Genomic DNA, 19137 nt, shown 5'->3' with positions numbered 1-19137 from the left:
TCCTTGGGGGCCGCGTAGAAGGCGCAGAACTTGCACGCCGTGACGCACACGTTCGTGTAGTTGATGTTGCGCTCGATGATGTACGTCGCGATGTGCTCGGTCCCGGCGTACTTGCGGCGGCGTACGGCGTCGGCGGCCGCGCCCAGCGCGTGCAGCGGGGCGTCGCGGTAGAGGACGAGAGCTTCCTCCGGGGTGATGCGTCCGCCGTCGGCGGCTCGGTCGAGCACGGCTGTGACATCAACAGAAGCGAGGTCGGCCTTCTCGGTCACCGGGCTGCCTTTCCGCAAGGAACGTGGACGGACCGAACCAGCCTACGCCAGCCGTTTCACCCCGCTGACCTCAGGCCGCGCAGGCGCCGATCAACAGTCCGGCCAGGGCGCCGGACAGCAGGAACGGCCCGAACGGGATCGCCGTCCTGCGCCCCGCCCGCCGTACGACGACCAGCGCGCCGCCGTACACCGCGCCCAGCAGGAAACCGGCGAAGGCGCCGAGCAGCACGACGGACCAGCCGTACCAGCCGAGCATCGCGCCCATCCCCACCGCCAGCTTCACGTCGCCGAAGCCCATGCCGGAGGGATGGACGAGGAACAACAGGAGATAGCCCGCGCCCAGGGCGAGCGCACCGTACAGCGCGGTCAGCCAGTGGCCGGCGTGCTCGGGCAGCAGCGCGGCGAGGCCCAGCAGGGCGAGGGCGGCCGGGGCGAGCGGCAGGGTCAGCGGGTCGGGCAGCCGCTGCACCCTGAAATCGACCACGGCCAGCAGCACCCCGACGGGCGCGAGCAGCAGCCAGACCGCCAGTTCCGGCCGGGTTCCGGTGGCGGCGGTGAGGGCGGCGCACAGGAGAGCGGTGACCGCGGCGAGGAGGGAGGCCTCCCCGGTCCGCCCGCGCTCCCCGCCGCGCACGCACTCCCCGCAGCGTGCCGGTCCGAGCCAGCCGCGCAGCGCGTGTCCCCGCGGGCACCGGTCTCGCCAGCCCTCCCCCGCCGGGACCGCGAAGCGGCAGGCGGCTCTGGGGAGCAGCGCCCCCGCCGCCGCACCCCACAGCACGGCGGCGGTCCAGAGCGGCACGCCGCTCATCCGGCCGCGGTGGCGCCCTCGCGCCAGGTCGGCAGGAGTTCGTCGAGAAGGGCCTCGGTGCGTGGCGGGAGACCTCGGGCGCCGCTGCGCGAGCGGAGATCGGCGGCGCGGGCGCGCAGTCGGTCCGGGTCGCCGGTGGCGTGGGTGGCGCGCAGCACCTCGTTCCACAGGCGCTCGTCCGTCGGAGCAGTCCGCAGCGCCGCGTCGAGTGCCTCGATCGCCTTTTCCGCGCGGTCCTTCTCCAGGTGGAACGCCGAGAGCGCGAGGCCGATATCCGCGATCAGCAGCGGGAGTTGGGCGTCGATGATCTCGTGGCCGAGCCAGTCGTAACGACCCTCCGGCCGGTCGGCGAGGAGCGGGCCCCGTACCAGCACCAGCGCGTCGGTGAGCATGCGTCCGCGGACCGCGCGGTTTTCGGCCCCCTTGCCCTGGGTGGCCTCGTGGTAGAGGGAGCGCAGCACGTCCAGGTCGGAGACGACGGACGTGGCGAGAGTGAGCCGGCCGGTCTCGTCGGCACGCAGTCGCGGGCTGCCGTCGGGGTCGGTGCCCAGCCAGGCGCGCAGCCGCTCGACGAGTGCGTCGCGGACGTCCTCGGTCACACCACGGGGCCACAACGCGGCGGCGAGCACGCGCGGGTGGACGCCTTCCCGGTGCATGAGCAGCAGCGCGAGCGCCTCCCGGAGCAGGGTGCTGCGGTCGTCGTCCGGGGTGTCGAGGCCGATGATCTCGTACGGCCCGACGAGGCGCGCGTAGACCGCGGGCCGGCCCTGTTCGGTGACGTCGACGAGGAAGGGCGGGGTGGTGGCCGGGCCGTCCGGATCGTGCTCCGGGTCGGCCTGGGCGAACAGTTCAACGACCGCGCGCTGCTGCGCGGCCGGCAGCAGTTGGGCGTCCAGTTCCAGCCCGAGAAGTGGCGCGAGCAGCTTGCCCTCGTGCGTGATCTGCATCTCCCAGGCGGCGCCGGGCAGGTCGTCGGCCTCGGTGCCGACGAGGTAGCCGATGCCGAGGCGGCTGGCGTCGGCGGCGAGTTCGGCGAGTTTGAGCGCGTCCTCGGCGGAAGGCTGGGCGGCGAGCAGCACCAGATGAGGGGCCCAACGGGTGTGCTGGGCGGGGCCGGTGCGGCCGGTGAGGACCGAGTCGTGGCCGGCGGCGCCGAGTGCGCCGCGCCGCTGCCGGGTCTCGGCCTCCATGGTCTCGGTCAGCGCCTCGATGCCGTCGAGGTGGCGCAGCCGGTTGGGTGCCAGGGCGGTGAGGTCCTCGCCGAAGCCCACGAGGGTGATGGTCATGCGGTCCGACCAGCCGTTGGTGGCGAGCTCGGCGGCGACCGAGGCGAACACCGCGGCCCGGTCGGACGCGCGACCGCTCAGCGAGACGATGCCGGGCACCGCCTCCAGGTTGAGCAGCAGCCGGGAGTCGTCCATGGTGCCGAGGCTGACCAGGCCGGGGTAGGGAGCGGCGGTGTCCGTGTCGCCGTAGCGCTCGGCGTCCGTGCGGGACAGCACCCAGAAGGTCTGGTCCTGCCCGGGCCGCCAGGGTGCCGGCGGTTTTCCGGCGGGCTGGGCGAGCTGCAGGTGCAGATCGCCGCGGCTGAGCCAGGCGGCATAGACCACGGGCAGCGGACGGGACTCTGCGGCGAGGGCGGCGGCGAGCCCGCGCAGCGACCGGTCCAGCAGCCGTACGCCCTCGGGGTCGGCGCCGACGAGCAGCGCGTCCTGGGCGCTTCGGGCGTCGCCGGTCGGGGTGGGGGGTTCCATGCCGCGCCGGCCGCCGACGGCGGCGAGCGCCGACTGCCACAGTGCCTGTCGGCGCCGGTGGCCGAGGGCGGCGAGCAGTCCGGCGGCGAGCAGCGGGGCGCCGACAAGGGCTTCGGACAGGCCGAAGGAGGATGAGGAGGAAGCGTCCCGGGCGGCGGTGGCGTGCTGCCGGCCCGCCGCTGCGGCGCCGTCGCCCGCGGTGCTGGTGGCCGGCCCCCGCTGCGCGGGTACGGACGCGTGGCCGTCGCCCTGGGCGTGCCGGCCGTTCTGCTCATGCGCGTGGGCGTGGTGGCCGGATTTGTCGTACTGCTGGATCTGCTTCTGCGCGGCCGGGGAGACGTGCGCGTCGGGCATCTCGACGAGTTCGCCGCCGTGGGCATCGCCGGGCATCTCCATGATCCAGCCGGGACGGATCAGGCTGGCCTCGGTGAGGCGTGAGCCGTCGGTCTGGAGACGGTCCTTGTTGAGTTCGTAGATCTCCTTGTACCGGCGCCCGTCACCGAGGTGGCGCTGGGCTATCTCCCACAGGGAGTCGTGGTGACGGCCCTCGGGCGGCTGGATCCGGTAGAACTTGGTGCCCTCGTGCTTGCCTCCGTCCGACCGGGCCTGCGCCGCGGCGTGGTCCGCCTGCTCGGCGACGGCCGCTGCCGCGCGCTGGGCCTCGGCCTGCTGCGGGGAAAGGAGACCCGGCGTCTGCTGGGCGGCGGCGACCGTGCCCTTCTGGTTGCCCTCCAGGCCGGCGTGCTGCCCGAGCTGCGACAGCCCGGGCGTGAGGCTGGCGGCGGTGGCACCGACGAGGAGCAGCGCGGTGACGAGCTGCCGTGCGAGCAGCTGGCTCGGGCCGGCGCCCGGGACGCGGCCCGGCAGGCCGACGCCGGAGACGGCGGCCTTGATCTCCACGAGCACGCAGGCGGTGAACTGGGCCCAGGCGAGCCAGACGACGACGGTGAGCACGTGCAGGAAGGTCTGCACGGTGATCTCCTGTGTCAGCCAGTCCTGCGACGGCAACCCGTGCGGCAGCGGCCAGCCCACGAAGACGGCGAGCGCACCGGGTACACCGACGACGAGCGCGAGCAGGGCGACGAACGCGAGGAACGCCATGACGAAGTCCCCGAACGTGCGCCGTCGTACCTGTACCGGGTGAGGTGTGCGGTTCCGCGGGCCCGTCGGGCTTCCCGTCGAGCCTGATGTGCTGCGTCGCGCCATGGCGGGTGTCCTGGGTCGTGGGGGCGGGAGTGTGCGGTGGGGCGTTGTCGAGAGCCTGCAGAGATCCTATGGACCGGGACTGACAGTGTGGAAACAGCGCATTCCTCAGCCGACCTCGTTCTTCGCCACGGACCGCCCGCGCACGACCACGTCGCCGCCGTAGAACAGCCCTGTGAACACCGGCTGGTACGTCAACTGGACCTCGACCTCCACCTGGTCGGCGTCCGCGGCGACGCAGTGGGTCGCGCCGATGTCGGCCGTGCTCATGCCCATCTCACGGGCGAACGCCTTCACCCGGGCGTCGCAGTCCTGGTACTTGATCGGCGCCGCGCCGCCCTGGTTCTCGTACAGGGCGTTCTTGTCGATGTCCTGGGCGGCGTACCGGGCGGCCTGTTCCGCGATGTCGGCGGCGCGTTCCCGTTTGGAGATGGACAGGCCGCCGTCTATGACGAAGGCCGCCAGCGAGAGGAAGACCAGGGCGAAGATGATGACCGCGCCCGCGCCCGAACCCCCGTCGTCCAGACGGCGGCGGCGCGCGGCCCACCAGGTGCGTACGACGTCTCTCACGCCGACCTCCGGAACGGGTCGAGCGGGGAGGAGAAGCTGGCCGAGAGGTGGGTGGGGATGTCCAGGCCCAGCATGGCCAGACCACGCACCTGGCAGCTCACCTCGACCGTGAAGATGCTGTCGGGCGCGAAGCCCTGGCTGGTCTGGACGACCGAGACCGGGCCGGAGCAGACGTCCGACAGGTCTGCCTCGGCGGCCCTGCGTGCCTCCTCCATCGCCGTCCCATGGTCCTTCTGGATCGAACCCGCGCGGGCCGCGTCGCGGGCGGCGCCGTCGATCGCGCCCCGGCCGTCGACGAGTTGGCCGAAGGCCACCAGCACCAGGATGAAGAGGATCATCACGGGGGCGAGGATGACCACCTCGACCGTGGACAGCCCGCGGTCGGCGGCCGCGCAGCGCCTTCTCAGCCAGGAGCGCATCAGTTCCCGGGCTCCTTCACGAACCGCTCCACCGGGCCCGACGACTGGGCGTGGACGGTCAGGTCCAGCCCGGGGAAGACCGTCGGTACCCGCGCCGTGATCACCACGCCCACCGTGTGCTGCTCGGGCTGCACCGTCTGCACGTCCGGCGAGAGCACCAACTGCGGACCGAGCTGCTGGATGTACGAGTCGACCACGTCCCGCGCCTCACCGCGCCACGCGCCGGGCTGCGCATCGGCCGTGGCGCGGGCCTTGCGCGCCCCCGCCTGGGCCGCCGCCTGGGCCACGTGGTCGGCGAAGAAGTACAGCGCGAACTGGACGGTCGCGAAGATCATGAAGAAGAGGACGGGCGTGAGGAACACGAACTCGATCGAGGTCATGCCGGAGTCGCCGTTCCGGCCACGCGCGGCCGCGGCCCGCCGCCGCACCCGTCTGCCGGCGTTGCCGAAGACGTTCACCGGCGCCCCCGTCACCCCGTCACCCCCCGTACCCCGTCGCCCGAGCCACCCGTCGTGTCGTACGTACGCTCAGCAGGTCTTGGACGCGCTCGCGCCCTTGATGCAGTTGCCGACCTTGTTGGCGCCGTCGCTCAGCGCGCTGTTGATGATGGCGGCCACCACGCCGACGATCGCCACCACGACCGCGGAGATGATGACCCACTCCACCGCCGAGGCACCGCGGTCCAGTTCACCGGACCGGGCCCGCTCCACGCGGCCGCGCAGGTAGGTGACCAGAAAATCCACTGCCGGGATCCCGGTACTGAAGTTCCGTCCGTTCATGATGAGTTGTCCTCTTTGTCGTCTCGTCTCGTGCAGCAGTTGGTCGAAGTTCTTCCGAGACCGCTCACACCTGGAACACCCGCATCGCCGCGGGGAAGATCAGGAACACCAGGAAGCCGGCACACAGCAGCAGCTGCGCCACGAGCATCGACTGGGACTTCTCGCCCGCGCTGCCCTCGATCTCGGCGAGTTCGCGGTGCCGCATGGTCTCGGCGCGAGAGGCGAGCGACTCACGCACCTTGGCACCGTCGTCCGCGACGAGCGCCAGCGACGCCGACAGGTCCTTCAGCTCCTCCACACCCAGTTCCTCGCCCAGCCGGCCCAGCGCCTGCCACTGGCTGTGCCCGGTGATCCGGGCGTCGGCCAGGGCGCTGCGGATGCGCTGGTTGGCCCAGCCGTCGGAGATCTCGGCCGCCGCCATCAGGGCCTCCGGCAGGCCGCGTCCGCCCGCCAGGCTCATCGACACCAGGTCCAGGTACGCCCCGATGACCCGGCGCAGGTCCCGGCGCTTGTCGGCCGCGTCCCGCCGTACCTCGACGTCGGGCAGGAAGAAGAACACCGCCGCGCACGCCAGGGCCAGCCAGACCGGGATGACCGGGCTGGAGCCGATGCCCATCGTCCAGACCACCGCGAAGAGGAACGGCCCGAAGAACAGACCGGCGACCGCCAGCAGCACCTTGGTCGCGAGGAACCTCTCCCAACTCCGCTCCAGGACGGCCAGGTCGGCACGGAGTGAGCGCTGCTCCCAGCCCTGCTGGAGGTAGAACTCCGAGACGCGGGCTCCGACACGGGCGCGCAGCGCGCCGAACCGGCCCTCGTCCTCCTTCGTCCGGCGCGCGGACTCGTACGCCGTTCCACGCGCCCGCAGCGCGTCGATCCGCGCGACCTGGGCGACCGCGCTGCGCCTGGTCGGCATCAGCGCACGGATCAGGGCGTAGATGCCCAGCCCGAAGACGACGCCGACGACGATCGGCAGGGTGAGGCTCATCCCCGCACCCCGTCTTCCTGGGCCACCGCGGAGCGGGGCCGCACGAACAGCACCGCCGACTCGTCCCGGACCAGGAACCGCTCGGGCGTCTCGATCGTGGACAGCTTGCGCAGCCACCAGAACCCGAGCGCGAACAGGGCGCAGACGAGCGCGAGGACGAGCTGTCCGACGGGGGTGCCGTACGGTGCGACGAAGTCCCGGTTGAAGACGGCGAGTCCGAGGACGAACGCGACCGACACGGCGACGACGATCTGCACCGAGCGCCGGGTGGAGGCGCGTTGGGCCATCACGCGCTGACGCATGTCGACCTCCTCGCGCGCCGACTTGGCGAGCGCGCCGAGCACCTGGCGCAGACCGGGGCCGCGCAGCCGGGCGTTGAGGATCAGCGCGGCGACGATGATGTCGGCGGAGGCGTCGTCGATCTCGTCGGCGAGCAGCTGCAGCGCGTCGGGCAACGGAGTGCGGGCACGCAGCCGGTCGACGAGCGCGTCCAGATGAGGCCGCAGCACCGGGGCGGCCGCCCGCGCGGAGGCGGGGATGGCCTGCTCCAGGCCGACGGCGCCGGCGATGGTGTCGCGCAGGGACTCGGTCCAGGAGGCGAGGGCCTCGACGCGGCGCATGGCGGCGCGTTCCTCGGCGGCACCGCCGAAGAGCCGGTTCCAGAAGAAGACGAGGACGCCCGCGGCGATACCGGCGACCACCCAGCGGGTCAGCAGCAGCACGACAAGGCCGACACCCACGGCGAGCGAGCCGCGCCGTCCGGCGAACCGGGCGAGTTCGGCGGCGCGTTCGTTGGCACGCTGCTTCTCGTGCTCGGGCTTCGCCGGCAGGCCGCGGACAGCGATCAGGAGCAACGCGAGTCCGCCGCCGGCGGCGACACCGCTGCCGATGGCGTACAGGACCGTGGTCGAGTACAGGGCGCCGAGCGCACCGAGGTCCATGCTCACCCCCAGCTTCCGTGGGGCCGGTAGCCGTGCGGCATCAGGTCCTCCAGGCAGGCGATGGGTGCATGTGGCACGACCCGTCCGTCGGCGGCCTCGGCGAAGACCTCGCTGGACAGGACGCGGCCGTCGACGCCGTTGACCTCACGGACGGAGGTGACCATGCGCTGCAGCCGGCCGCCGCTCTCGTAGTTGTTGCGCCGCTGGATGAAGACGACGAAGTTGACCGCGCCCGCGATCAGCATCTGGCTGGCCTCGATGGGCAGCCGCTCGGACGCCTGCAACGCGTAGGTCGAGATACGGTTGAAGACCTCGCTGGAGCTGTTGGCGTGGATCGTGGACAGCGAACCGTCGTTGCCCTGCGACATCGCGTTCAGCATGGTGACGATCTCGTCGCCCAGCACCTCGCCGACGATGACGCGGGAGGGATTCATGCGGAGGCTGCGGCGAACCAGTTCGGCCATGGAAATGGCGCCATGCCCCTCGGAGTTGGGCAGTCGCTCCTCGAACGCGACGACGTTCGGGTGCAGTTCGGGGAAGGTGTCGAGGCCCAGCTCCAGGGCGCGCTCGACGGTGATGAGCCGCTCGTGCTGCGGGATCTCGTTGGCGAGCGCGCGCAGCAGGGTGGTCTTTCCGGCGTTGGTCGCACCGGCGATCATGATGTTCTTGCGGGCCCGGACCGCGCAGGCCATGAAATGGGCGACCTCCGGCGTCAGCGTGCCGTTGCCGACCAGGTCGGCTATGAACACCTTGCCCATGCGGGCACGCCGGATGGACAACGCGGGCCGCCGGGCCACGTCCATGACCGCGGAGAGCCGGGAGCCGTCGGGCAGCCGCAGGTCCAGCTGCGGGTTGGCCGAGTCGAACGGCCGCGAGGACAGACCGGAGTAGGCGCCGAGCACCTGGATCAGCTCGATGAGCTCCTCGTCGGTCTCCGCGACGGGCTCGCCCTTCACCTCACGCCCGTCGGCGTACCCGACGAAGACCTGGTCGCAGCCGTTGATGTCGATGTTCTCGACCTCGGGGTCGTCCAGCAGCGGCTGGAGCCGCCCCACGCCGAACAGCGCCGCGTGCACGGCGGCGGCGTACTGCTCCTCGGTCTCGGCGTCCAGCGGCGCACGGCCCGCGTTGATCTCGGCGCGGGCGTGCTCCTCCAGGATCTGCGCGATCACCGCGCGCGCGTACTGCCGCTCGTCCTCCGTGGACATCGGCGCGACGCCACTGACCTGGTCCAGCCGCCGCTGCTCGGCGATCCGGTCACCGGCGTCCTGCCGGAACCGCTTGACCAGCTGATGGTCGACCGCGGTCATCGGCCGGCCCCCATGTGCCCCTGCCGGTGCTGGTACGGCGGCTGCGGCTGGCCTTGCTGGGGCTGGCCTTGCTGAGGCTGGTACGGCGGCTGGTACTGACCCTGGTGGGTCTGCTGAGCCTGCTGGGGCTGCTGACCCTGGTGCGGCTGCTGCATGTGGTGGCCCTGCTGGGCCTGGGCGGAAACAGCCCAGGCGGCGCCGTACTGCTGGTTCAGATCGCCGGCGATCTTACGGGCCGAGCGGACCAGCAGCGACTTGTCGAGGCGGCCCCGCTTGCGCCCGGCCAGCATGTCGGCGCCGGCCGGGTCGTCCGCGAGGGTGCCGACGACCCTGGCACCGGTCTGGGCGTGCACCAGCATGTCGTTGACCTGGTTGACGAGCTTGCCCGAACCCGCCGGGTCGGCGATCAGGACGACGCCGACGAGCGGGGTGGCGAGCGCCGCGGCACCGCGCGAGCCGCCGTGCAGCCGCGCGGACAGGTGGGCAGCCCGGTCCCGGACCCGGGCCAGTGCCTCGGGCTCGGTGCGGGAGAGGAGCAGGACGAGCGCCGCGTGGGGGAACAGCTCGACGGCCGGGGTGTCACCGCTGACGCGTCCGCAGTCGGCGATGACGTCGGCGGGCGCCTGGGGCGAGTCCGCGAGGGCGGCGAACGAGCGCCCGAGCGTCGGCCACAGGCTGACCAGCCCGGCGGCCTGTTCGGCGACACCGAGCCCCACGAGCACTTCCAGCCCACCGCTCAACGGCTGGACATGGTCCCAGAGTTGATCGGGCACCAGCCCGCGCCGGGCCGTCGCGGCGATCGACAGCAGTCCGGTGTTGGGATTGAGCGGCCCGCCGTGCGCGGCCGTGCTGCGGTACACGAGATCGCCGCCCGCCGGGTCGGTCTCGGCGAGCAGAACACGGCGCGGCCAGACCGCGGCGAGCGCGACGGCCGCGGTGGTGACGCCGGGGGAACCCTTGTCGGCGGCGAGAGCGATGAGCGCCATGAGATCCGGGGTCCGCCTTACTAGTTGCCGGAGCCGGAGCCGGAGTCGGAGACGTGCACGACGGCGACCGCGCCGTTCGAGGCGGCACGGGTCACGGCGGCGGCGTCGGCCTGGTCGACGATCAGGGTCAGCGAGAGATTGCCGCTGCTGATGGTGGCGTCGCCGCCGTCCTTCTTGTAGCCGACCTTGGCGGTGGCGACGGGGGCCCCGGAGGACGCGGAACCGGAGGACGAGGACCCGGTCCCGGCCCCCGTACCCGTCTTGCCCGACCCCGAACCGCCGCTGTCGACGTTGTAGACGGCGACCGTGTCACCGGCCTGGATGTCCGCCGGGTACTGGCCGTCCTTCAGAGACACACCGACGACGGCCTTGCCGGCCGGCAGCACGTCGCCCTTGGTGAACATCTGGCCCACGACGACGGTGCCCGGGTAGATCGTGGTCCGCGCCTTGTAGTCCTTCAAGGCGCCCAGCTGGTCCCACCGGACGTAGTCGATGCTGTTGTCCGCGGCCACCATCACGGACGTGGAGTTGCTGCTGTTGACGGACTGCCCGACCTGGATCGGCTGCGTCACCTTGACGACCTCGATCCGGTTCCCGGCCCGCAGCACGAGCGTGGTCGCACCGAGGGCACCGAGCAGGATGAGCAGCACCGCGAGCGCGGCGAGGGCGGGCTTGCGCTCACGGGGCGGGGTGGGGAGGCGGTCACCGACGGGTGACTGCGCCGGAACGGCGGCACGCCCGGCACCGGCCCCCGTACGCTCTTGGATCTTCACGCAATTGCCCCCGAACAGCCAAAGAATTCTTCAAGTAGCTGGTTACTTCGTCAAATTACCCTGTGTGCAGCCAAGTTCAGGCGTCGAGCCTCCGCACGGTATCAACACCATATAGACCACTCAAGGGCGATCCCCTCCCGCCCTGAGACAGCGGACTTGACCACACGTCACATCGTCACTGCAGTTCCGCACTTGGTGCAGTCATTACGAAAACGCCGATGACCAGGGCTCGCCAGATCCCCGAACCACCCAGGAGAGCCCGCATGAAGCGTTCGACCATCCTGGCCGCGTTCATGCTGTCGCTGCTGCCCCTGGCCGCGCTCACCGGGTGTGGCGGCGCAGGCGCCAAGCGCAGCCCGGACACCCCGACTTCGCCGACATCGGCCTCCCCCACAAGGACAGTCAGTCCAACCCAACAGGTTCAGCAACGAATCCCCACCGGCACGGACGCGGCAGGGTACCTCGCGTCGAAGCCGCACTCCGACTACGGCCCGGCCACGTCGCAGAAGGACCTGACGATGGACAAGCCCGCCTGCTTGTCGGCGGGTTACGCGATGAACAGCCTCCCGATCGGCTCCCCGCAGGCGTCCCTGACCCGGATAGCCGCCAAGAAGGAGCCGGACGGGGTCAGAACCGTCCCCCACGGGCGGTGACGAGGCTCTCGCCCTCGCCACCGACTTCGACGACGCGTACGGTCACACCCAGACCGTCCGGACGCAGGTCTTCCGCTTCGGCGACCCGATGGCCACGTACTTCGCCATCGACAGTCAGGCCTTCCTCCAGCGGACCACCGGCGACGCCAAGGTCCCGCCGGCTGTCGTCAAGGCGCAGAACGCAAAGCCGACCTGACTAATTCTTTTGAATTTCCGTGAGTTTGCTTGACCTTGAGAGTATCTGCCTGCAGAAACCGAACAGCGCACCGGTAGCGTCATGCATCCTGACTCAACTCACGTCTCCGGGGGAGCCGATCGTGAAGAGCCGTTCCGTGCCCGTAGCTGCCGTGCTGGCCGCGACAGCATCCCTGTTGTTGACCGCGTGCGGTGGTGGCGGCAGCTCGTCAAAGGGCAACGACAAGATCGCCGGCGCCGGCACTGCGAACTCCTCGCCTTCGCCCAGCACTTCGCCGAACGATGGCGCACCCCGCCCCAGGATCACGCTGCCCACCGATGTGCACGATGTCTTCGCAGGCTGGAATACCGCAGACCCCAAGACCGGCCCAGTACTCGCCGACTCCGAACGGCGTATCGACGCCACGAACTACGCCCTCTCCCAGGCAAACCCCGACGAGCCGTCGCTCGGCTTCTACTACACAGGGGATGCCCTCGTGGGAGCGGCTCAGTGGGTCAAGCAGGTCAAGGATGCGGGCCTCACTCTGACAGGGACGACTCGCTACTTCGACCCCCAAGTCAACGTGTACGCGGCGAACAGCGCGACGCTGAGCTACTGCTCATTCGAAGGCAAGGCATACGGGAAAAGCCGGAAGACGGGAAAGATCGACACGACTCCGGTGACCGACAAATCGTACATTCTCTACACTGCGCGCCTTGGAAAGAGCACTAAAGGCGTCTGGCAGACATCCGCTCTCAGGAGCGACAGGGGGAACAAGGCATGCATGCCCTGATCGGCGGTCGCTCGACGACCACCTGGCAGAGATGGACCATCGTGGCAGGCGCCACCGCCCTGACCTGCGGCGTGATCGCACCGCCCGCCTGGGCGGACCTGAGCCCGGGCGGCGGCACCCAGGGCAAAACGAGCACCAGTGCGCGACAGGACGGCCACACGATCGAGTCCCGCGTCTCCTTCTCCGGCTCCACCCGGTCCGCCGGCGACCCGTCGTCCTCCGCGGTCACCCCCGTCGGCAACTGGACGCCGCCCGCCTGCTGGTACGAGCCGATATCGGCGCAGCAGTTCTCCAAGGAAATGGAAGACGGCTACAACCAGGTCGTCAACGACCCGGGCCAGCCCGACTACGCCAAGGAGGCGACGGGCGAGTACCGGAACATGTACAAGAACGGCAAGTACAAGAACTACAACCTGGACAAGTCCAATGAAGGCAACTGGTGGGTCTCCACACAGGACCCGTCTCGGTTGAACGATCCGGCGGCCTGGGAATGCAGTGACCTCCCCTTCTGGGTGAAGAACGGCGACACCCCGCCGGTCAAACAAGCGATCTCGCCGGAGATCCTGGCCGAACTCGCCTACAACCGAATCAAGTTGCCGGACACCAAGGTCTCGCTCGCTCCGGCCGACGTCACCAAGGTCAATCTCCCCACCTGGGCCTGGCTGGACAAGGCCACGTTCAAAAAGGTGTCCGTTACCGCCTCGCTGAACGTCCCCGGCCTGAACATCCAGGCCACCACGACCGCCGAGCCCGTCTCGCTGAAGCTGGAGCCCGGCACGCCCGATGCCAAGACCTTCCCTTCCTCCGGTGAGTGCGCCTTCAGCAGCGATCATTCGATCGGGCAGGCCTACGCCAAGGGGATGGCCGACCAGACCCCACCCTGCGGCATCACGTACCTGCGCTCCTCCGGCAACGGAACGTTCCCGCTGAAGGCCACGGTCACCTGGGCGATCACCTGGACGGGCACGGGCACGCCGGGCGGAACACTGCCCGATGGAACGTTCGGCAAGGAACAGGACGTGAAGGTCCAGGAGATCCAGTCCGTGAACCACTGAAGTGCGGAACTGAGTTGGCACTCGAAGGCGGCCCGTCGACGTCGGGCCGCCGACCGGGCCGGATAGCCTTGCCGGCATTCGACGTGGCGGCGCCACGGTCCCCAGGAAGGAACACGGCCGATGCGGCTGTCCGTGACGGTGGTCCGACAGGGCACGGATCCACAGGACGTCATCCTCGACTTCGGTGAGGACGCGAGCGTCGCCGAGGTGGCCAAGACGCTGGCACCCTCGGCCGCCCCCACCACCGTCACCGCACTGCGGCACGGTCGGTACGACCCGTACGACGCACGACCCGGCGGTGCGTCGGCACCCGGCGCCTCAGACGGCCTGTGGGCCGACGGCCGGTACTGCGAACCAGACCTCCCGGCGGGCGACGTGCTCCGCGATGGCATGCGGATATCCGTCGACGACGCCATCGGACCGTTTCTCCGGTCCGGTGAACCTTCCGGGCGCTACGAGTTGCGGGTCACCGGAGGTCCCGGCGCAGGCAGAGTCGCCCGGCTGGCCGCGGGCGTGAGCACGATCGGATCGGGGCCCGGTTGCACCGTCACAGTCCCCGATCCCCACCTCCCCCACGAAGCGCTGCGGGTGAGCGTCGCCGTCGACGGCCGGGTCACCCTGACGCCGGGAGCGGCGGGCGCCGAGGTTCTCCTCGACGGGGAGGCCGTTGCCGGGGAACGCGAGTGGCCGCTGGGCGCGCTCCTCACCTGCGGCAGTTCCCTGCTGGTCCTCGACAGTCCGGTGGAACCCGACGCGCACCTGGCACCCATGGGCGAGGGCGGACTGGCCTACAACCGCCCGCCCCGGCTGAGTTCGCTCCCGCCACGCGCGAGGCTCGTGGTTCCGGACTCCCCCGGCAAAGCCGAGCGCCACCGCTTCCAACTGATCGCCTCGATCACCCCGTTGATCTTCGGCGTGGTCATGTACCTCATGACCAAGCAGACGTACACGCTGCTGTTCTGCTTGATGAGCCCGGTCATGATGGCCGGCGAATGGGTCAGCCAGAACCGCGAGGGCAAGAAGAAGCACCGCACCACCATGAAGGAGTACAAGGCCCAGAAGGCAAAGTACGACGAGGACCTGTCCCGCCTGTGCGCCGCGGATCAGCGAGCCCGGCGTGACGCCTACCCGGACGCCGCCTCTCTCCTGCTGTTCGCGACCGGACCACGGCGACGTCTGTGGGAACGCAGGCTCACCGATCCCGACGCCCTGGTGCTGCGCGTCGGCGTCGCCGATCTTCCGGCGAACATCGAACTCGCCGCCTCTCGGTCGAGGGCCGACGAGGGGCCGCCTGCACCGCCGCTCGTGCACGATGTGCCGCTACCGCTGCCGTTCACCGAACTGGGCGTCGTGGGTCTGGCCGGAGCGCGTACCCAGGCGCTGGCCGGCGCCCGTTGGTTCGCGGTCCAGTCGGCTGTCCTGCACAGCCCGCGCGATCTGTCGATCGTGGTGCTCTCTTCCACCCCGGACGCCGGGGACGCCTGGAGCTGGGCGCACTGGCTGCCCCACACAGCGCCGCGCAACGGGCAGGACTGCGTCTCTCTCGTGGGCGCCGACTCCGAGACCGTCGGGCGACGCGTCACCGAACTGCTCAACGAATTGAATCGCCGTAAGGAGGCTGCCACTCCCGCCGGCGGCATGGGTCGGCTGCGGCCCGACCCGTACACCCTGATCGTTCTGGACGGGGCGCGGCTGCTCCGCCGAGTGCCGGGCGTTCCCCAACTGCTGCAGGAAGGGCCGCTTTACGGCATGTTCGCGCTGTGCGTGGACGAGGATGAGCGGCTGCTGCCCGAGGAATGCCGCGCGGCGATCTGCTGGCCGACCGGCTCCGCCGACCGCGTGCTGCTGCGCGGTGCGGGACTCGACGCACTGGGTGAGGTGCTGGCCGACCAGGTGTCCCGGGAGTGGTGCGAACTGGTGGCCCGCTCACTGGCTCCCGTCCGCGACGTCAGCCGCGACGACGCCGACAGTGCGCTGCCGTCGGCGGCACGTCTGTTGAACCTGCTGCAGATGCCTGATCCGACGGGCGCCGCCATCGAGCTGATGTGGCGCTCCGGCGGTGCCACCACCCGCTTCCCGGTCGGCGTCGGGGCCGAGGGCACCTTCTCGCTCGACCTCCGGCTGGACGGGCCGCACGGGCTCGTCGCCGGCACCACAGGTGCCGGCAAGTCCGAGTTGCTGCAGACCCTCATCACCTCGCTCGCCGTGCACAACCGGCCCGACACCCTGAACTTCGTTCTGATCGACTACAAGGGCGGCGCCGCTTTCCAGGACTGCGCCCGCCTTCCGCACACCGTCGGCATGGTCAGCGACCTCGACGCGCATCTGACCGAGCGCGCCCTGGCCTCGCTCGCCGCCGAACTGAGACGGCGCGAGGAACTCCTGCTCCAGGCTCCCGCGAAGGACATCGAGGACTACACCGACACCCGTCAGCTGCGGCCCGAGCTGGAGCCGATGCCCCGGCTGGTCATCATCATCGACGAGTTCGCCTCGCTGGTCGCCGAGCTGCCCGACTTCGTCGCCGGTCTGGTCGACATCGCACGCCGCGGGCGCTCTCTCGGTGTGCACCTCATCCTCGCCACACAGCGTCCCGCGGGCGTCGTCAGCCAGGACATCCGCGCCAACACGAACCTGCGCATCGCACTCCGCGTGACCAACCGCGACGAGTCCGCGGACGTGATCGACGCGCCGGACGCGGGGAGCATCGCGAAATCCACTCCGGGCCGGATGTACGTACGCTCGGGTGCGAACGCGCTGGTGGCCGTCCAGTCCGCGCGCATCGGCGGCCGTCGGCCCGGGCAGTCGTCACGGCCCGCCGTCGGCCTCGTCCCGCTGCCGTGGAACGCGATCGGCCGTCCCCTGCCCAAGGCAGCCGCCGACGGCGACGACGGCACCATGGTGACGGATCTCGCGGTGCTGGTGGACGCCATCGCGGACGGGTCACGCCGCATGGGCTTCGGCGAGCCGCACAGCCCGTGGCTGCCGCCGCTGCCCACCCACGTCGCCCTCGCCGACCTGCGTCAGGAAACCGGTCCCGCACAGGGCGACCTGTCCCCGGCCGTCTTCGGCGTCATCGACGTACCCGCCCGGCAGGCCCGCTCCCCGCTTCACCTGGACCTGGTGGACGGCGAGCACCTGCTGATCGTCGGCGGTCCTCGCTCCGGACGCTCCACCACGCTGCGTACGCTCGCCGCCTCCGTGGCCATGACCACGTCCCCGTCCGACGTGCACCTCTACGGCATCGACTGCGGAGCCAACGTTCTCCTGCCGCTGACCAGGCTGCCGCATGCGGGCGGTGTCGTCACCCGCGACGAGACAGAACGCCTGGTACGGCTCCTGGGCCGCCTCCAGGGCGAGGTGACACGGCGCCAGCAACTCCTCGCCCACCTCGGCTTCTCCAGCGTCGCCGAGCAGCGGGCGTCGGCGCAGGGCGAGGACAGGCTGCCGTACATGGTGCTGCTCCTCGACGGCTGGGAGAGCTACGTCCAGACGTTCGAGGGTTACGACTACGGCAAGCTGATCGAAGCCGTCACCCGCCTCTTCCGTGAGGGCCCCGCCGTCGGCCTGCGCGTGGTGATGACCACGGACCGCAGCGGCACGACCGGAACCGTGACCAGCTCTTTCGGTGAGCGGCTGATCCTGCGGCTCACCAACCCCGACGACTACGGCATGGTCGGCATCAACCCGCGTTCCGTGCCCAAGGACATGCCGCCCGGCCGCGCCCTGCGTCTCACGGACGACGGCGTCCAGGAATGCCAACTGGCCCTGCTGGCCGCCGACCCGGCCGGCAAGGCCCAGGTGGAGGCAGTGCAGCAGATCGCCACCGAGGCCGCCCGTGTGCACCCGCGGCCGCCGCGACGGCTTCGGCCGATGCGGGTGGACGCCCTGCCCATCCGGTGCACGGCCAGGGAAGCCCTCGCCCTCGACCCGGAGTTCGTCCCCGCCTCGGACCTGTGGGCTCTGGTGGGCGTCGGGGGCGACGAACTGGCGCCGCTGGGGGCCGACTTGTCGGAGGCCGGTCCCGGCTTCGTCATCGCCGGCCCACCGAAGTCGGGCCGGTCGAGCACGCTCACCACGATGGCACGGTCACTGACCCGGCGCGGCCTGCCCGTCGTTCTGGTCACCCCGAAACGCTCTCCACTGAAGAACCTGGAGGGCGAGCCCGGCGTCCTCGGCGTCCTGACCGGCGACGCCTCGCAGCACGATCTCACCGAACTCCTGTCACCGGTGTCGACCGAGCGTTACGCGGTCCTCGTGGACGACGCGGAACTCCTCTACGACTCCGCGCTGGCCGAGGGTCTGGAGGAGGTCGTCCGCAGCGGACTGGACGGCGATCACGCCGTCATCGCGGCCGGTTCGGCCGAGGTCCTGGGATCCCAGTACCGCGGCTTCGTGGTCGAGGCGCGACGCAACCGCCACGGCCTCCTCCTCGCTCCCACCCCGGACGCCGGCGAACAGCTCTTCGGCCTTCGCCTGCCCCGCACGACCGCGGCAGGCCCCGCGGGCCGCGGAATCCTGGTCCAGGGCAGCTCGACGACTCAGGTGCAGGCGGTCGTCGACGACTGAGGACGCCAGAGAGACCCACGGCACGAGAAACGGCCCGGGGGCGGGGAGTCCGAAGCTTCGGACTCCCCGCCCCCGGGCCGTAACTACTGGCTCAGTGACCCGAAGTGGCCCGGCGGATGTTCTCGTGGTGGGTCTGCGAAGCCTGGTGGGCCTCGTGCAGCAGGTCCACGATCTTCTGCAGGTGCGGCTTCATCGAGGACCACTCATGGCGGAACTTGTCCGCCAGCGGGCCCGTCCAGTACGCCTGGCTCTCGTCAGAGGCGGAGTTCAGACCGGAGAACACCGACTCCAGGTTGATCTTCTGGCTCTTGAAGTGATTGACCAGCTTGTTCAGCGCTTCGAGATCGGCACCACTGATATTAGCCATGGCTAACCGCTCCTCCCCGTATCAAAAACCTCTGCTGCGAACCCGTCGTCCGCGAGTGGCACCGTACTCTACGCCACTCGCGAAACCTCAGTGCCAGCCTATTCCTCTACAACACACGCCACCTGTATGCCCGTTGGTTCCCACATGCCATGATGTTGCTTCGCGGTGGTACATGCGCATGCGACGGAAGCGGGGAGAGGTCATGGGGGATCCGGCAGCCCAGCAGAAGGTCGACCTGCCCGGCAGAAGAAAGACCACCACGATCAGTACCGGCTCCGGCCGGCGACTGGGGGCAACCCGTAGAGCGTCCACCGATCTCGGAGCGGTTCACCCCAGATCCTGCTTGGTTCCCCATGGCATCATGCTGGGAACGTCAAGGACCGATGGAGCTTGAGAGGGAGCCCATGGGGAGTACCGATGGTCAGGCGAACGTGGACAACCCGTACCTTGCAGCCCTGAAGTCGCTGAAGGCCAGCCTGCAGAAGCAGACCGCAGACCTCAGAACACTGCTTGAGACGACATCTAAAGACATTGGTTCCGGGAAGGTATGGGTTGGCAAGGCCGCCGATGCCTGGCATGCGGAACTCGAAGGTCGGCGTACCCACATGAAGGCCCTGATCGACAAGGTCATCCCGGCAGTCGACGCTGAGATCGCCAAGTGCCCGGACAAGGTGACCCCTGGCCTGGCCAAGATGATGCGAATGGACCTTGAACGCAACTGATAGGCA

Annotated in this window: 17 protein-coding genes and 1 pseudogene; 5 read left to right on the top strand and 13 right to left on the bottom strand. The window is 70.3% G+C overall.

From position 1 onward, the window contains the following. From ACZ4MF_RS42860 to ACZ4MF_RS42805, 12 genes and pseudogenes are all read right to left on the bottom strand, one after another. A pseudogene (locus ACZ4MF_RS42860) lies at positions 1-269 on the bottom strand (dehypoxanthine futalosine cyclase); the annotation flags it as partial. 70 nt (positions 270-339) lie between these two features. Further along, a complete protein-coding gene (locus ACZ4MF_RS42855) occupies positions 340-1077 on the bottom strand; it encodes a prepilin peptidase (RefSeq protein ID WP_467498998.1) in 738 nt (245 codons plus the stop codon). Continuing rightward, on the bottom strand, positions 1074-4037 hold the full coding sequence (locus ACZ4MF_RS42850) for a BTAD domain-containing putative transcriptional regulator (RefSeq protein ID WP_467498996.1): 2964 nt from the start codon (positions 4035-4037) through the stop codon (positions 1074-1076). Before ACZ4MF_RS42850 ends, ACZ4MF_RS42855 begins: the two co-directional genes overlap by 4 nt. 105 nt (positions 4038-4142) lie before the next feature. Then, on the bottom strand, positions 4143-4604 hold the full coding sequence (locus tag ACZ4MF_RS42845) for a pilus assembly protein TadG-related protein (RefSeq protein WP_467498994.1): 462 nt from the start codon (positions 4602-4604) through the stop codon (positions 4143-4145). Beyond that, a complete protein-coding gene (locus ACZ4MF_RS42840; RefSeq protein WP_467498993.1) occupies positions 4601-5023 on the bottom strand; it encodes a TadE/TadG family type IV pilus assembly protein in 423 nt (140 codons plus the stop codon). The genes ACZ4MF_RS42845 and ACZ4MF_RS42840 overlap by 4 nt, the downstream gene beginning before the upstream one ends. Next, positions 5023-5403: a TadE family protein gene (locus ACZ4MF_RS42835; RefSeq protein WP_467499005.1), complete on the bottom strand. Its 381-nt coding sequence runs from the start codon at positions 5401-5403 to the stop codon at positions 5023-5025. Before ACZ4MF_RS42835 ends, ACZ4MF_RS42840 begins: the two co-directional genes overlap by 1 nt. Before the next feature lie 147 nt (positions 5404-5550). Further along, positions 5551-5802, bottom strand: coding sequence for a hypothetical protein (locus ACZ4MF_RS42830; RefSeq protein WP_467498991.1), 252 nt, complete (start codon positions 5800-5802; stop codon positions 5551-5553). Between the two features lie 64 nt (positions 5803-5866). Continuing rightward, positions 5867-6790 (bottom strand): type II secretion system F family protein, encoded by a 924-nt coding sequence (locus tag ACZ4MF_RS42825; protein ID WP_467498989.1) that lies wholly within the window; start codon positions 6788-6790, stop codon positions 5867-5869. Next, positions 6787-7731 carry a type II secretion system F family protein gene (locus ACZ4MF_RS42820; RefSeq protein WP_467499004.1) on the bottom strand — a complete coding sequence of 315 codons (945 nt, stop codon included), beginning with the start codon at positions 7729-7731 and terminating at the stop codon, positions 6787-6789. Before ACZ4MF_RS42820 ends, ACZ4MF_RS42825 begins: the two co-directional genes overlap by 4 nt. Before the next feature lie 2 nt (positions 7732-7733). After that, positions 7734-9041 (bottom strand): CpaF family protein, encoded by a 1308-nt coding sequence (locus tag ACZ4MF_RS42815; RefSeq protein WP_467498987.1) that lies wholly within the window; start codon positions 9039-9041, stop codon positions 7734-7736. Beyond that, a complete protein-coding gene (locus ACZ4MF_RS42810) occupies positions 9038-10027 on the bottom strand; it encodes a hypothetical protein (protein WP_467498985.1) in 990 nt (329 codons plus the stop codon). The genes ACZ4MF_RS42815 and ACZ4MF_RS42810 overlap by 4 nt, the downstream gene beginning before the upstream one ends. Positions 10028-10047: 20 nt before the next feature. After that, positions 10048-10800, bottom strand: coding sequence for a hypothetical protein (locus tag ACZ4MF_RS42805; RefSeq protein WP_467498984.1), 753 nt, complete (start codon positions 10798-10800; stop codon positions 10048-10050). A 263-nt stretch (positions 10801-11063) separates the two neighbouring features. Between ACZ4MF_RS42805 and ACZ4MF_RS42800 the strand changes: the two genes are divergently transcribed. The 4 genes from ACZ4MF_RS42800 (at position 11064) to ACZ4MF_RS42785 (ending at position 18042) form a co-directional block, all read left to right on the top strand. After that, positions 11064-11453, top strand: coding sequence for a hypothetical protein (locus ACZ4MF_RS42800; protein ID WP_467498982.1), 390 nt, complete (start codon positions 11064-11066; stop codon positions 11451-11453). 317 nt (positions 11454-11770) lie between these two features. Then, entirely contained in the window at positions 11771-12421 is a 651-nt protein-coding gene (locus tag ACZ4MF_RS42795) for a hypothetical protein (RefSeq protein ID WP_467498980.1), read from the top strand. Next, the gene (locus tag ACZ4MF_RS42790) at positions 12409-13476 is read left to right on the top strand and encodes a hypothetical protein (RefSeq protein ID WP_467498978.1); all 1068 of its coding nucleotides are present in this window, start codon (positions 12409-12411) and stop codon (positions 13474-13476) included. The genes ACZ4MF_RS42795 and ACZ4MF_RS42790 overlap by 13 nt, the downstream gene beginning before the upstream one ends. Before the next feature lie 120 nt (positions 13477-13596). Further along, a complete protein-coding gene (locus tag ACZ4MF_RS42785; protein WP_467498976.1) occupies positions 13597-18042 on the top strand; it encodes an FtsK/SpoIIIE domain-containing protein in 4446 nt (1481 codons plus the stop codon). A gap of 91 nt (positions 18043-18133) precedes the next feature. On the opposite strand, the gene ACZ4MF_RS42780 is transcribed toward ACZ4MF_RS42785, so the two are convergent. After that, on the bottom strand, positions 18134-18409 hold the full coding sequence (locus tag ACZ4MF_RS42780; protein ID WP_071383406.1) for a WXG100 family type VII secretion target: 276 nt from the start codon (positions 18407-18409) through the stop codon (positions 18134-18136). A 404-nt stretch (positions 18410-18813) separates the two neighbouring features. Here ACZ4MF_RS42780 and ACZ4MF_RS42775 point away from each other — a divergent pair, with 404 nt between their 5' ends. Next, entirely contained in the window at positions 18814-19131 is a 318-nt protein-coding gene (locus ACZ4MF_RS42775) for a hypothetical protein (RefSeq protein ID WP_467498973.1), read from the top strand. The last annotated feature ends 6 nt before the right edge of the window (positions 19132-19137 follow it).

This window comes from Streptomyces sp. NPDC025793, assembly GCF_055558375.1.
This window is presented reverse-complemented; position numbering and strand designations above follow the sequence as displayed.